This window comes from Methanobrevibacter sp. (assembly GCF_017468685.1).
Taxonomy (GTDB): domain Archaea; phylum Methanobacteriota; class Methanobacteria; order Methanobacteriales; family Methanobacteriaceae; genus Methanocatella.
Window position 1 is genome coordinate 41,841 of record NZ_JAFUHT010000009.1, and the last position, 13,738, is coordinate 55,578.

General features: G+C 33.6%; 14 protein-coding genes. 6 read left to right on the plus strand and 8 right to left on the minus strand.

The window, feature by feature from the left end; translation table 11 throughout:
• The first annotated feature begins 32 nt into the window (after window positions 1-32).
• From IJ258_RS01560 to IJ258_RS01570, 3 genes are all read left to right on the plus strand, one after another.
• On the plus strand, window positions 33-953 hold the full coding sequence (locus tag IJ258_RS01560; protein ID WP_292801962.1) for an alpha/beta fold hydrolase: 921 nt from the start codon (window positions 33-35) through the stop codon (window positions 951-953).
• Window positions 943-1,215: a DUF5750 family protein gene (locus IJ258_RS01565; RefSeq protein ID WP_292801964.1), complete on the plus strand. Its 273-nt coding sequence runs from the start codon at window positions 943-945 to the stop codon at window positions 1,213-1,215. The genes IJ258_RS01560 and IJ258_RS01565 overlap by 11 nt, the downstream gene beginning before the upstream one ends.
• Before the next feature lie 99 nt (window positions 1,216-1,314).
• The gene (locus IJ258_RS01570; protein WP_292801966.1) at window positions 1,315-2,316 is read left to right on the plus strand and encodes an alpha/beta fold hydrolase; all 1,002 of its coding nucleotides are present in this window, start codon (window positions 1,315-1,317) and stop codon (window positions 2,314-2,316) included.
• Window positions 2,317-2,329: 13 nt separating this feature from the next.
• Here IJ258_RS01570 and nadA read toward each other — a convergent pair whose 3' ends face one another.
• From nadA to rnz, 3 genes are read right to left on the minus strand one after another with little or no spacing between them, the layout of a single operon-like run.
• A complete protein-coding gene (gene nadA / locus IJ258_RS01575) occupies window positions 2,330-3,247 on the minus strand; it encodes a quinolinate synthase NadA (protein ID WP_292801968.1) in 918 nt (305 codons plus the stop codon).
• Window positions 3,240-4,001 (minus strand): mechanosensitive ion channel family protein, encoded by a 762-nt coding sequence (locus IJ258_RS01580; RefSeq protein ID WP_292801970.1) that lies wholly within the window; start codon window positions 3,999-4,001, stop codon window positions 3,240-3,242. Before IJ258_RS01580 ends, nadA begins: the two co-directional genes overlap by 8 nt.
• Complete coding sequence (gene rnz / locus IJ258_RS01585) at window positions 3,998-4,897, minus strand: ribonuclease Z (protein ID WP_292801972.1); 900 nt, start codon at window positions 4,895-4,897, stop codon at window positions 3,998-4,000. Before rnz ends, IJ258_RS01580 begins: the two co-directional genes overlap by 4 nt.
• A gap of 69 nt (window positions 4,898-4,966) precedes the next feature.
• On the opposite strand from rnz, the gene nadC reads away from it, so the two are divergent.
• Entirely contained in the window at window positions 4,967-5,803 is an 837-nt protein-coding gene (nadC, locus tag IJ258_RS01590; RefSeq protein ID WP_292801974.1) for a carboxylating nicotinate-nucleotide diphosphorylase, read from the plus strand.
• Here nadC and IJ258_RS01595 read toward each other — a convergent pair.
• Window positions 5,792-7,312: a DEAD/DEAH box helicase gene (locus tag IJ258_RS01595; RefSeq protein WP_292801976.1), complete on the minus strand. Its 1,521-nt coding sequence runs from the start codon at window positions 7,310-7,312 to the stop codon at window positions 5,792-5,794. The genes nadC and IJ258_RS01595 overlap by 12 nt on opposite strands.
• A 178-nt stretch (window positions 7,313-7,490) precedes the next feature.
• On the opposite strand from IJ258_RS01595, the gene carA reads away from it, so the two are divergent.
• Window positions 7,491-8,573 (plus strand): glutamine-hydrolyzing carbamoyl-phosphate synthase small subunit, encoded by a 1,083-nt coding sequence (gene carA, locus IJ258_RS01600; RefSeq protein ID WP_292801978.1) that lies wholly within the window; start codon window positions 7,491-7,493, stop codon window positions 8,571-8,573.
• Complete coding sequence (carB, locus tag IJ258_RS01605; protein WP_292801981.1) at window positions 8,573-11,749, plus strand: carbamoyl-phosphate synthase large subunit; 3,177 nt, start codon at window positions 8,573-8,575, stop codon at window positions 11,747-11,749. The genes carA and carB overlap by 1 nt, the downstream gene beginning before the upstream one ends.
• Before the next feature lie 18 nt (window positions 11,750-11,767).
• Here the strand turns inward: carB and IJ258_RS01610 are convergent, their stop codons facing one another.
• The 4 genes from IJ258_RS01610 to IJ258_RS01625 all read right to left on the minus strand — a co-directional run.
• A complete protein-coding gene (locus IJ258_RS01610) occupies window positions 11,768-12,361 on the minus strand; it encodes a zinc ribbon domain-containing protein (protein ID WP_292801983.1) in 594 nt (197 codons plus the stop codon).
• 191 nt (window positions 12,362-12,552) lie between these two features.
• On the minus strand, window positions 12,553-12,678 hold the full coding sequence (locus IJ258_RS01615) for a hypothetical protein (RefSeq protein WP_292801996.1): 126 nt from the start codon (window positions 12,676-12,678) through the stop codon (window positions 12,553-12,555).
• A gap of 40 nt (window positions 12,679-12,718) precedes the next feature.
• Window positions 12,719-12,943 (minus strand): hypothetical protein, encoded by a 225-nt coding sequence (locus IJ258_RS01620; protein WP_292801998.1) that lies wholly within the window; start codon window positions 12,941-12,943, stop codon window positions 12,719-12,721.
• A 68-nt stretch (window positions 12,944-13,011) separates the two neighbouring features.
• On the minus strand, window positions 13,012-13,738 hold a 727-nt coding region (locus IJ258_RS01625), incomplete at its 5' end, for a hypothetical protein (protein ID WP_292802000.1).

A 13,738-nucleotide genomic window follows, 5' to 3' on the forward strand; every position in this document is an offset into this window, starting at 1 on the left:
CTTTAAAATCCTTTGAATTTGAAAATGGGGAAATGCTTGATGATGTTAAAGTGGAGTATATGACTTTCGGAACTCCGATTTTTGATGAAAATGGAGTAATAATCAATGCTATTGTTTATTGTCACGGTTCTTTAGGTAAATATTCATCAATGAAAAAAATTGCTCCTTTGGTTGGCAATGGGGACGTTTTTGATGAAAACAAATATTTTTTTATCTCAATAACTGCTTTAGGTTCTCCCAGTTCCTGTTCACCATCAACAACCGGTCTGAATAATAAATTTCCAAGATATACTATTTTGGATGTGGTTAATTTTCAAAAGCAATTCCTGAAAGAAAAATTTAACATTGAACATGTTTTAGGTATTATTGGAAATTCAATGGGCGGTTTTGTCGGTTTAACTTCAGCTATTAAGTATCCTGATTTTGCAGACTTTTTAATAACTGGCGTAAGCAGTTATAAGGTTGCAGGCCATGATTTCATTCTATCAAAATTTGTTGATGAAATCATAACTTCAGATCCGGATTATGCAAAAGGGGAATTAACTTATTCATTGATTAGGACTTTAAGATTGGCCAATTTAGCGGAATTTAATTTTGGTCTTTCAAAGGAATCTTTAAGGGCAATGTCTAATGTTGAATTGGCTGCTGAGTTTGAAAACTTTGGAAATGAAATGCTTGAAACCGATATTTATGATTTAAAATATTGCAATGAGTCCTGCATGAATTTCAATGTTGAAAATGATTTGGATAAAGTCAAATCAAAAGTGCTGATTATCTCATGCAAACAGGACCCTCATTTTCCACCGGAATTGGATGGGATTCCTATGAGTGAGATGATTGATGATTCTCAATTAATAGTTATGGATTCTAAGTTGGGTCATTTATGCTTCAATGAGCTGGAAAGCATTCGCAATGAATTAAAAGAGTTTATGGAGAATTTTGATGATTGTTAAAGTAATTGATTATGGTCAAGGGGAAGTTAATTTTGTCGAATATTTAGTTTCTGATTTGTCTTGTGAACAATTAAATTATCTGAACGATAATCTTGAAGAGAAAACAAGAATTGAAGGCAATGACCTTATAATTACAATGAATTTTGATGATGAGTTATATCCTTTCGGAAGTGAAGTTGCAAAATTCAGATTGGATGACTTTATTTCCCGTGAAGAAATTGAAATGAATATATTTTTATCAAGTTTTTTAGAAGATATGTGATAATTTTTCATATATTGTTATATTATGTACATTGATTTTAAGGTAATTTTATATACTTTGTTTAATTTATTATTATTAACAAGAGTTTGTTGTGATCGTATGGTTGAAAATAGTGAATCAGTTGTTGAATATGACAAATATATTTTAGATAGTTTTGAATTTGAATCAGGTAATGTACTGGACAATGTTGTTGTTGAGTATATGGCAAAAGGAACTCCAAAATATGATGATGAAGGCAATATAAAAAATGTTGTCGTTTTCTGTCATAAATTCAATAGTAACTACTCTTCATTAAGTGATCTTTACAGGATTACCGGTGAGGGAAAACCATTTGATTTTAATAATTATTATTTCATATCAATCACTTCTTTAGGTTTTACGGAATCTTGTTCTCCTTCATCTACAGGATTAAAACACAAGTTTCCAAAATATACTATTCTGGACAGGGTAAATTTTAAAAGACAATTTCTTAAAGAAAAATTTGGCATCGAAAATGTGCATGGTTTAATCGGTCGTGGCGTTGGAGGTTATGAGATTTATACCTGGGCGTGCGAATATCCTGATGAAATGGATTTTATTATAGTCAATGGCAGTTCTTATAAAACAAATGGCTATAGGTATGTTGTTTCAAAAGCTATGGAGAGTATGATTGAATCATCTGACGATTACTATTCTGATGTATATAATGATTCATTATCCAGAATTATGGTTTCCATTAACAAACTGTTGTACTCTAATTATTTTTCTAAAAACATATTTCAAAACATGTCAAATGCAGAAATTGATGTTTTAATGGATGATTTCGTTGATGATGGATTATTTGTAGATATATATGATTTTAAACTTCGTAATGATGCAATATTGGAGTATAATGTTGAAGATAAATTAATTAATATTAAAGCTGATGCATTAATCATCAGTTCAAATAATGACATGTATTATACTCCCGAATTTGATTTCATGCCATTGGAAAATCTGATTGAAAACTGCAAATTAATTTTATTTGAACCGAAAAGGGATTATATTAGTTATGAAAATGATCCTCGCATTGATGAAGAATTATGGGAATTTTTAGATAATTTAAAAGTAAAAAAAGAGTAGCTAGTTATACTAGCTATTTTGAAACATTTAGCATATGTTCTACTGCTTTTCTTGATTTATCAGCAACATCTTTAGGTAATGTCACTTCCGGAGCTTCATTAACGAGGGAATCTCTAATTTTTTCAAGAGTGTGCAGTTTCATAGTCTCACAAATTGCTCCTTCAAGTAAAGGATATAACTTTTTGCCTGGAACTTCTGAATTGATTCTTGTAATCATGTCAATCTCTGTTCCAATAACAAATTCTTCCTTATCGCTTTCAGCAATGTATCTTAACATTCCTCCAGTTGACATCACTTTGTCTGCTGCCTTTTGAACATCTATATTACATTCCGGATGGCAAATTATTTCAGCATTAGGATATTGCTCTCTTTTAAGCTCAATATCTTCAATGTGGAATAGTCTGTGAACATAACAGTGACCGTCTTTAGGAACAGGAATAATTTCCTTATCAATTTTATCGCCAACATGTGTTCCTAAGTTTTTGTCAGGTCCGAATAATATTTTATCATGAGGTAGGCTTTCAGTAACTTTAACTGCATTTGCTGAAGTACATAATGTGTCTGCGTGCTGTTTAGCTTCAGCGATACTGTTAACATAAAGGATAACTCCGGCATCAGGATGTTCCTCTTTAGCTTTTAGCAATTCTTCTTCTGGAAGCATATGTGCCATCGGACATTCAGCTTCAAGTGTAGGTATGACTATCTTTTTGTCCGGATTTAGAATAAAAGCAGTTTCTGCCATGAAATCCACACCACAGAATATTACTAAATCTTTATCATCAATTTGGGAAGCTTTGATACACAATTCAAGTGAATCTCCAAGAAAATCAGCGATTTCTTGAACTTCTTTTGGTTGGTAGTTATGTGCAAGGATTATAGCATTTTTCTCCTCTTTTAATTTTAAAATCTCGTCTTGAAGTGCACTACTCATCTTTTTCACCTTTTTTTACATATTTTCTAATATCATTCATTATTATTATTTTATATTTGTCCTTATCATTAAAATTATTTACCCAAAATGAAACTTTTAATCTGTTTTCTTCAAAAGTTATCTCTCTTGCATAAACATCGGGTTTTGGGTTTTTGGCGATTTCATCATAACTTTCCATTTTCCTTATGATGTATTCTCTGAAATTTTCAACATCAATATGGGGTGGTAATCCAGTTAATATATCCACCCTATACTTTTCAGGAGTTTTAAACAGTAAATAAGGAAGATTTGTCAATGTGGAGTTTGGAATAATCTCTCTGACGCCATAGTCATCGACAATGATTGTTGATCTGAGTGTGATTCTTTCGATAAATCCTTTTTTGTTGTTGATTTCAATTGTATCTCCCACTTTGATACTTTTACCTAAAATCAATACTATTCCTGAAAAGAGGTTTGAAATAATGTCTTTTGCAGCAAAACTCACTGCAATACCGACAATACCTACACTTAACAGGGTTCCTGCTAGGTTAATTCCAAAGAACTGTAAAATTATCATCAATGCAATGAAATATATTATTGAATTGATTATGTCACGTACGAGATGAACTGCAGTCATGTCTGATTTGAATCTATCCATTCTATTCATTGAACGTGCAATTATACGGGTTACAATAAGTGTTATCCCGATAATTACAAGAATATAAATCAATGTTAGTGTTGGTTCATCAAGTAAGGGAATGTTTATATCACTCATAATTCAACTTCCATAAAATCTTTGGCTAATTTTGTGTTTTCAAAAATCTCACGAGCTTCCTTAAGCATGATCTCACCATATTCCGGACCATATCTTGTGCTGATATGTGTTAAAATCAATTCTTTGCTGTTTGAGTCACGGGCGATGTATGCTGCATCGATTGATGTCGAATGCCCATATTCTTCGGCATTTCTTTTTTCCTTTTCAATGAATGTGGATTCATGAATAAGTATTGTAGAATCACGGGCAAGCATAATCATCTCTTCACAAGGCCTGGTATCTCCTGAATAAGTTATTTTTTTACCTTTTCTTGGTTTTCCCAGTACCTGTTCTGGCTTTATTATATTTCCATTAATTTCAACTTCTTCACCGTTATGTAACTTTCCAAATGCAGGACCAACAGGAACGCCCAATTCAATTGCTTTTTCACGTAAAAATCTAGGTTTTTTCTTCTCTTCAATTGAATAAGCCAATGCCGGAACATTGTGCTTTACTCTTTGTGCTTCAATAAAATATTGTTCATTGTCTTCAATGATTCCTGAATCAATTTCGATAAACTCAACAGGATAATCGATTGCACAGTAACCTAAAGAATAAATTGCATTTTTAACTTTGTCCAATCCTTTTGGCCCGTAAATTGTTAATTTTGAGTCTCTACCATTTAAACTCATTGATTGCAGAAGTCCTGGAAGGCCCAGAATATGGTCTCCATGGAAATGGGTAATGAATATTTTAGAGATTTTCATAGGACTTACATTAGTGTGAAGTAGTTGTCTTTGAGTTGCTTCACCGCAGTCAAATAATATTATCTCTCCAAATGCTTTAAGAGCAATTGAAGGTTGGTTTCTTTCTTTTGAATGAACTGCAGATGAAGTTCCTAAAAATATTATCTCCATAATGTAATCACTTTTATATTTCTTAGAATAATATATATTCATAATTATATTAAATTTTTAGGTGATGCAATGGATAAGATTATGGAGTATATGCTGGCAGAGGATGAAGGGTTTGGAGACATCACCTCTAATGCTGTAGTTGAAGATGGAAAAATTGTATCTGGAAGCATTGTTTCAAAAGATGATGGTATTCTAGCAGGTATTGATATTATTCGTGAATTATTTGAAGAATATGGGGTAAAAGTTCAATTTTGGCTAAAGGATGGAACAAAAATATCTTCAGGGGATGTTTTGATGTCATTTTTAGGAGATGCTAGAACAATTTTATTGCTGGAGAGAACTGCTCTTAACTTGTCCATGCGAATGAGCGGTGTGGCAACTGCAACCAATCGCTATGTCAATCTGGTTAAGGATTATGATGTTAGAGTTGCAGGAACACGTAAAACTTCACCTGCTCTCGGTAAATTCGATAAATATGCACTGAAAGTTGGAGGTGCAGACACTCATCGCTTTAGCCTGGATGATATGGTTTTAATCAAGGATAATCATATTGCAACCTGCAGGTCACCTCTGGATGCACTATTGAAAGCAAAGGAAAACGTCAGCTTTTCTAAAAAAATAGAAATTGAAGTTGAAAGTTTGGATGATGCAATAGAATGTGTTAAAAACGGTGCGGATATAGTTATGCTTGACAATATGGATACTAATGAAACAAAAGAAGTTATTGATGAACTCAATAAGTTAAACATTCGTCAAAACTCATTAATTGAAGTTTCAGGAGGTATCACTGATGAAACAATAGTGGATTATGCAAAATTAGGTGTTGATATCATCTCAATCGGTGCATTGACACATGCTTCTAGAAGCCTTAACTTTAGTTTGAACATTGAAGATTCACAATCTTAATTTCAACACTTCTTTTAATTCTTCATCATTCATTTCGGTAATGAATGTTTCATCATTGCTGATTGATTTGGCTGCAAGATCTGTCTTGTGTTTGCTTATGGCATCAATAGTCTCTTCAAGTGTTCCTTTGGTGATGAATCTGTAAACCATCACATCTTTGTCCTGGCCAATACGATGCACTCTGTCAGTAGCCTGATTTTCAACTGCAGGATTCCACCACAGGTCATAATGAATGACGTTGCTTGCAGCAGTGAGGTTCAAACCGGTTCCTCCAGTCTTAAGAGTTGCAACAAATATCTTGTAATCAGGATCCTCCTGGAATGTATCAATTATTTCAGTTTTCTCTTTAAGAGTTTGGGAGCCATGAAGGAACAAAACTTCCTGTTTGAACTTTTTGGAAATCAGCTCCTGAATCAGCTTGCCCATCTCAACGTACTGAGTAAATATTATTACCTTTTCATCGTTATCAAGAATGGTTTCCAGGACATTGACTAAAAGTTCCATTTTTCCGGATTCTGAAATTTTGGGCTTTTTAATGTCTAGAAACTGTGCAGGATGATTGCAGGTCTGCTTTAGGGCAGTCAGTATCTTAAGGATTATTCCTTTTCTTTGAATTCCCTTGGAATTTTCAATATCAAAGAAAATCTCCTCTAAAATAGCGTTATACAGTTTTATCTGCTTTTTGGACAATGTGCAGTAGATGTCATTTACCAGCTTGTCAGGCAGTTCCTTTTTAATGTCATCATCTGTTTTTAAACGTCTCATGACAAAGGGTTTGGCTATTGTCCTTAAATTATCCAAAGTTTCCTCATCTTCAAGTTTTTCAATCGGCATGACATAGTTTCTTTTAAAGTCATCCTTTGTTGATAAGTATCCCTTGTTTACAAAATCAAATATGGACCAGTAATCCATCAGCTTATTTTCAATCGGAGTGCCTGTGAGAGCTATTTTTGTTCTTGCAGGTACTGCCTTAATGGCTTTTGTCTGTTCAGTACTCGGATTTTTAATATTTTGCGCTTCATCAATGACGCATAAAAACCATGTTTCATCCAAAAACATGTCCAAATCAAGGCGAACAACACCATAGGAAGTTAATATGATATCATAATCCTCCAATGGAAATGTCCTGTTGGATCCGTGGTAAATGTAATAGGTCAAATCTGGAGTGAACTTCTTAATCTCATTTTCCCAGTTTGAAATCAATGTGGGAGGAACAATAATCAGTGAGGACTTGTTTTCCAAAAGACCCTTTTCTTTATAAAATAGAATTGTAGATAGTACCTGTATTGTCTTACCGAGCCCCATATCATCAGCCAGAATGCTTCCGAATTTGTATCGGATATTTTGAATGAGCCATGAATAGCCGATTTTTTGATAAGGTCTCAGTTCTCCGGTTAATGTTTCGGGGGAAGCATATATTTTAGTTTCCTTGATTAGCTTTTGAAACCTCTTGTATTCTGCAGGATTTTTTAATTGCCTTTTGGCCAGTCTTTCAGTATTTCTACTCATATTTGGTTCCTTTATTTTTTTAAGTTATACTATTTATTTTGAATGTTAAATATCTTTCAATTATTCACAAAAAATTTTCAGAAATCTGAATTAAAGCACTAAAAAACAAAGTTTAATAATATATTAAAATAAAATATAATAAAGATAGTAAATTTTTATATTTTATTATGGTGATTTAATGGTAAAAATAGCTAAATTGGCTTTGGAAGATGGAACTGTTTTAAAAGGCGAAGCATTCGGTTATGAAACCACCAAATTGGGTGAACTTGTTTTTTCAACAGGTATGGGTGGTTATACTGAATCCTTGACTGATCCGTCTTTTAAAGGAGAAATATTAATGTCCACTTACCCGTTGGAAGGAAATCACGGAGTAAGTGAAGAGTGGTATCAATCTGATAAGGTTCAGGTTGAAGGATTTGTTTGTCGTGAAGTCTGCCGTGAAGTATCAAACTGGGGACCTCAAAAAACATTGGATGAATTCCTAAAAGAATTCAAAACCCCTGGAATAAGCGGAATCGATACACGTGACTTAACACTTAAAATCCGTGAAAGAGGTTCACTTAAAGCAGCAATAACAACTGAAGATATTGCTGATGATAAATTGCTTGAAATGGCACGCTCCCAACCAAGCATTGAAGATATTGATGTTGTGCCGTTAGTGTCCACAAAGGAAATCAAAATGTTCAATGAGGATGCAGACAAAAAGGTTGCATTAATTGACTGCGGTGTCAAAAAGAACATCATAAACTCCTTTTTGGAAAGGGATATTGGAGTGGTACTTTTCCCATATGACACTGATTATAAAACAGTCCTTGACTACTCTCCTAACGGTTTAATGATTACATCAGGACCCGGAAACCCTGACAGAGTAAGTGAAACTATAGAAACCATGAAGAAACTCTCAAACAGATTGCCGATATTCGGAATCTGTATGGGTCAGCAACTGATTGCAAAATCCTTTGGAGCAAAATCATATAAAATGAAATTCGGTCACCGTGGAGAAAACCAACCTGTAAAAGACTTAGCAACTGGAAAAGTATTCATAACATCACAAAACCATGGTTTCACAATCGATAAGGAATCATTGAAGGAAACTGATTTGGAATTGGCTCAAATCAACTTAAATGATGGAACTCCTGAAGGAATTTCACACAAGGAATTGCCATTGAAATGTATCCAGTACCACCCTGAAGCAGGCCCTGGTCCAAACGATACAAGACATATTTTTGATGAATTTAATCAAATGATGGAGGATTACTAATGCCAGTTGATAAAGATATTAAAAAAGTATTGATTATTGGTTCTGGACCTATCCAAATTGGACAGGCTGCAGAATTCGATTACTCCGGTTCACAAGCATGTAAATCACTAAGAGAAGAAGGTATTGAAACAGTACTTGTCAACAGTAATCCTGCTACAATTCAAACTGACTTAGGAATGGCAGATACTGTATATACTGAACCATTAACTCCTGAAATTGTTGCAAAAATCATAAAAGAAGAAGAAGTTGATGCTATTTTACCAACAATGGGTGGACAAACCGGATTAAACATTGCAACAGGACTTGGAGATTTAGGATTACTCGAAGGAATCAAGGTGTTAGGTTCCGATGTACAAACCATTAAAGATGTGGAAGATAGGGACTTGTTTGCAAACCTTATGGATGAAATCGGAGAGGAAATTCCTAAATGTCAAGCTGTAGAAAGCGTTGAAGATGCGCTTAAAGCAGTTGAAGAAATTGGATATCCTGTAATCGTCAGACCTGCATTCACATTAGGTGGAACCGGTGGAGGAATTGCTCACAATGAGGAAGAGTTAATTGAGATTGCAACTCATGGGCTGGATATGAGTTTCATCAATCAGGTTCTCATTGACGAATCAGTTCTTGGATGGAAAGAAATTGAGTTTGAAGTAATGAGGGATAAGGAAGACACCTGTATCATCGTATGTACCATGGAAAACATTGACCCGATGGGTATTCATACTGGTGACAGTGTCGTAGTTGCTCCAATCTTAAACTTATGTGATGAAACCATTCAAAAAATGCGTGATGCATCAATCAAGATTATAAGGGCTTTAGGAATCCGTGGAGGATGTAACATCCAATTTGCACTAAATCCTGAAACCGATGAATACAAGGTAATTGAAGTAAACCCACGTGTATCAAGAAGTAGTGCATTAGCATCAAAAGCAACAGGTTATCCAATCGCTAAAATATCCTCAAAAATCGCTTTAGGAATGACTTTGGATGAAATCAAAAACGACATTACTAAGGAAACACCTGCATCATTTGAACCTGCAATTGACTATGTGGTTATCAAAATCCCAAGATGGCCGTTTGACAAGTTCAAAGGAATCAGTCGTGAAGTAGGAGTTCAGATGAAGGCAACCGGTGAAGTGATGGCAATCGGAAGAACCTTTGAGGAGGCATTCCAGAAAGCATTAAGATCACTTGACATGGGCTTTGACGGATTTGAATATGTGGAATACACAGAAGAAGACTTAGCTCATCCAACTGATTTAATATACTTCCAAATCTATTCCGCTATAAAAGATGGAATGGAAATTGGTAAAATCCGTGAACTCACCAAAATCGACAATTTCTTCTTATATAAAATCAGAAACATCGTCAACTTTGAAAACGATGTGACTGCTGAAAAATTAGATGATGAAGACTACTTAAGAAAAGCAAAACAGATTGGATGTTCAAACAAACGCTTAGCAGAATTATCCGGTCAGACTGAAGAATACATCAGAAACCTGCTTAAAAGATACAACATCAACCAATCATATAAGATGGTAGATACCTGTGCAGCAGAGTTTGAGGCAAAAACACCATACTACTACAGTAGCTATGATAAAGGTAATGAATTAACCTCAACCACTAAGAAAAAAGTAGTTATTCTCGGTGCAGGGCCAATTAGAATAGGTCAGGGTATAGAATTTGATTACTGTTGTGTACATTCATCTCTAGCATTAAAAGAGGATGGAATTGAAACAATACTCATCAACAACAACCCTGAAACCGTAAGTACAGATTATGACATTTCAGATAAACTGTTCTTCGAGCCATTAACATTTGAGGATGTAATGGGTGTAATTGAACAGGAAAAACCTGATGGTGTAATTGTCCAATTCGGAGGACAGACTTCAATCAACCTTGCAGTGCCTTTAGCTAATGCAGGTGTTAAAATATGGGGAACACCATATGAAAGCATTGACAGAGTAGAAGACCGTGAATTATTCGCAGAACTTCTGGAAAAACTGCACATTCATCAGGCACCATATGGAACAGCAAACTCCTTTGAAGAGGCAAAAGAAATTGCTGAAAGAATAACATTCCCAGTTCTTGTACGTCCATCATATGTTATTGGTGGAAGAGCGATGGAAATCGTTTACGATACCAACGAACTTGAAGAATACATGAAAGAGGCAGTAAAAGTATCTCCTGACCATCCAATTCTTGTCGATAAATTCCTTGAGGATGCAATTGAATTGGATGTTGATTTGCTATGTGACGGTGAAGATGTATTCATTGCAGGAATCATGGAGCACATTGAGGAAGCAGGTGTTCATTCAGGAGATTCTGCATGTGTAATACCTCCTCAAACAATACCTGAACATATATTGAACACAATCCGTGAAAACTCTAAAAAATTGGCACTGGAATTGGATGTCAAAGGATTGATGAACATTCAATATGCAGTAAAACTTGATGAGGAAATGGTTTACATTATCGAAGCAAACCCTCGTGCAAGTAGAACAGTTCCATTTGTAAGTAAAGCAATCGGAGTGCCACTTGCAAAAGTTGCAACATGGATAATGAACGGCGCAAAACTCAAAGACTTTGACTTGACCAAGGAAATCAAAATAGACCATGTTGCTGTAAAAGAATCTGTATTCCCATTCCTTAAATTACCTGAATCCGATACTGTGCTTGGACCTGAAATGAAATCCACAGGGGAAAGTATAGGTATTGATGAAAACTTCGGAATGGCATTTTATAAATCACAGCTTTCAGCGGGAATGGAATTGCCTACTGAAGGTAAAATCTTCATGAGTGTTAAGGAAACTGACAAGAAAAAAATCAGACCTATTGCAGAAAAAGCTGCAACTCTAGGATTTGACCTTGTCGCCACTGCAGGTACAGGAGATGCAACAGGTTTGGATAATGTTGAAAAAGTCCTAAAAGTTTCCCAAGGATCTCCTAACATCAGGGATGCAATCCTTAATAAGGAAATTGATTTAATCATTAACACTTCCGAAGGTAAGCAATCTGCAAAAGACGGTTATATTATCAGACGTCTAGCTATTGAGTTAGGCATACCATATGTGACTACATTGGCAGGTGCAAGAGCAGCTTTAAATGCTATTGAGGCTGTACAAAATAGTGAAATGAATGTTAAATCATTAAACAAATATGCTGATGGAGAATAATTATTCTCTATCCTTTTTTTAATTATTTGATAAATAATTTTTAATGTTAATACCACAAGAAGGACACTCTTCCTCGCCGATTTTTAATCTGTTTTTACACTTAGGACAGAAGTTAAGCTGAACCTTATATTCTTTGTTTTGGTCAATGACAATATTTACTTCGATTCTTTCGGTAATATTTGTTTTTAAAACGTTCATGTCCCAGTTATTATCCATCAAAAGTTTCTTATAATAGAAAGCTTCGGTCATCGTATCGTAGCTTCCAATGCTTTCATCACCTTTTTGAATGTAGAACTTGCGGATTTTATGATTAAACAGAATTTCTCCTTCCCTTTCTGTTTTATTAACTTTTGTTCCCTTAATTCTTCCTTTAGGTCTTCTTTCTGGAAATGGTGGAAGTTCCATATTTTCATACTTGTTTTCAAGGTCGCATTCAACAAGCAGATCATAATCGAAATTACAGAAAAACAGTGCGTCCCTTTCATATAATGCATCGGATAATTTTCTAAACTCTCCATAGTCCTTATTATTATATTTGACTCTGTATACATCACCAGTTTTTACAATATTCCTGTAGAAGTATCTAATTTCCTGAGAGTTAATGCAAATCACCCTGTTGGTTTTAAAAATAATTAATAGTGGAGGTATTAAGTTAAAAAATCATGACTATTACAAGTATATTTTTGATTTTAAGATTTAATAAAGTTAATGAATGGCGGGGTTAGTAGAAAAAATCTAATGATTGAATCTTCTAAAAGTATCATTAGATTTTAAAATTTAAAGTTTAAATTCTATTTTTTGAATTATTGTTTATTTGAATCTTTAATTTCAATTTCCATTTTTTCTCTTTCTTTCCTTTTACGTTCTCTACGTTCTTCAAAGCGTTTGTTCATACTTGCTTTGGTCATTTCTTTTGGTACAAAAATCATATTTTCACCTTTTATATCATTAAATTATATTTCATAATATTTAAAGTATTTTATCATCGAATTTAACCCATTGAAATCCATTCAATTTTGTTATTAATGAAATATGGCTATTGACACTCACATTTTCATCTTCTGAAGATATTTTTTGTTTTATTCCGGTTAATCTTATAATTTCATCAGCTAATGTACAAAGAAGATTGTTCGGTATGAATTCAATGGATTTAGAGGTATTGTCCAAAACATCAAATCTAAAAAAATTAATCATAATATTTAAATCAGAGTACTCTTCATCTAATATATTGATTAATTCTTCTAAAATATTGTCTTTTGATGTTATTTTTTCTTTTTCAAGTGTAGATTTAATTTTTGAACTATTTCTTCATTAGTTTCATTGATGTATTTAGTAATATATTCTATGAATTCTTCATTTACTCCAGTGAAAAATGCATATCCTTCATCATTCATTGCATAAATTCTTATTATTGTATCTTCAAAATCGATTTTTGATTCGATTTCTTCAAATATTATTCCATTTTCATTGTTACAATGAATATTCAACTCAAAAAATGATGGATAAGGACTATTTATATTATGTCCTGCAATTATTATTCCTGTTCCAGCAAATCTGAGTTCATATGAGAATATTTCCCAAAGAATTTCACGATATTTTTCTCTATCTTCAGTTTCAGGAATGATGTCGTTAAATTCGAAATTGAATTTAGAATATTTTTTAATGAAAGGATAGATTTCTTTTCTTTTTTTAGTTGAAATTACTTTGTTGAATCCATATTCTTCAATTTCAAGAAATATTGTTTCTTTAAAATCATCAACAATGTATGATAGGTATTCCTCGAAATCAGATGTTGGGGAGTAATTGTGAGTGAAGCTTAAAAAGCTATCTTTAATATCTTCAATTGTTTTTAATTTATTGAAATCGGTTTTCTTTTTAAATTCGTTAATTATGGTGGTTATAGGAATGTTTTCAAACTCCATATTTCCGTTAATCATGATCTTTGCAGGATGAATGTCTGATATTTTGAAAATCTTTTGAACTCCATCA

Coding starts and splice junctions, on each gene's coding strand:
- carA (WP_292801978.1), top strand. CDS start 7,491: ATGGTAAAAATAGCTAAATTGGCTTTGGAAGATGGAACTGTTTTAAAA.
- IJ258_RS01580 (WP_292801970.1), bottom strand. CDS start 4,001: ATGAGTGATATAAACATTCCCTTACTTGATGAACCAACACTAACATTG.
- IJ258_RS01560 (WP_292801962.1), top strand. CDS start 33: ATGCTTGATGATGTTAAAGTGGAGTATATGACTTTCGGAACTCCGATT.
- IJ258_RS01570 (WP_292801966.1), top strand. CDS start 1,315: ATGGTTGAAAATAGTGAATCAGTTGTTGAATATGACAAATATATTTTA.
- IJ258_RS01595 (WP_292801976.1), bottom strand. CDS start 7,312: ATGAGTAGAAATACTGAAAGACTGGCCAAAAGGCAATTAAAAAATCCT.
- rnz (WP_292801972.1), bottom strand. CDS start 4,897: ATGGAGATAATATTTTTAGGAACTTCATCTGCAGTTCATTCAAAAGAA.
- IJ258_RS01620 (WP_292801998.1), bottom strand. CDS start 12,943: ATGATTAATTTTTTTAGATTTGATGTTTTGGACAATACCTCTAAATCC.
- IJ258_RS01615 (WP_292801996.1), bottom strand. CDS start 12,678: ATGATTTTTGTACCAAAAGAAATGACCAAAGCAAGTATGAACAAACGC.
- nadA (WP_292801968.1), bottom strand. CDS start 3,247: ATGAGTAGTGCACTTCAAGACGAGATTTTAAAATTAAAAGAGGAGAAA.
- nadC (WP_292801974.1), top strand. CDS start 4,967: ATGGATAAGATTATGGAGTATATGCTGGCAGAGGATGAAGGGTTTGGA.
- carB (WP_292801981.1), top strand. CDS start 8,573: ATGCCAGTTGATAAAGATATTAAAAAAGTATTGATTATTGGTTCTGGA.
- IJ258_RS01565 (WP_292801964.1), top strand. CDS start 943: ATGATTGTTAAAGTAATTGATTATGGTCAAGGGGAAGTTAATTTTGTC.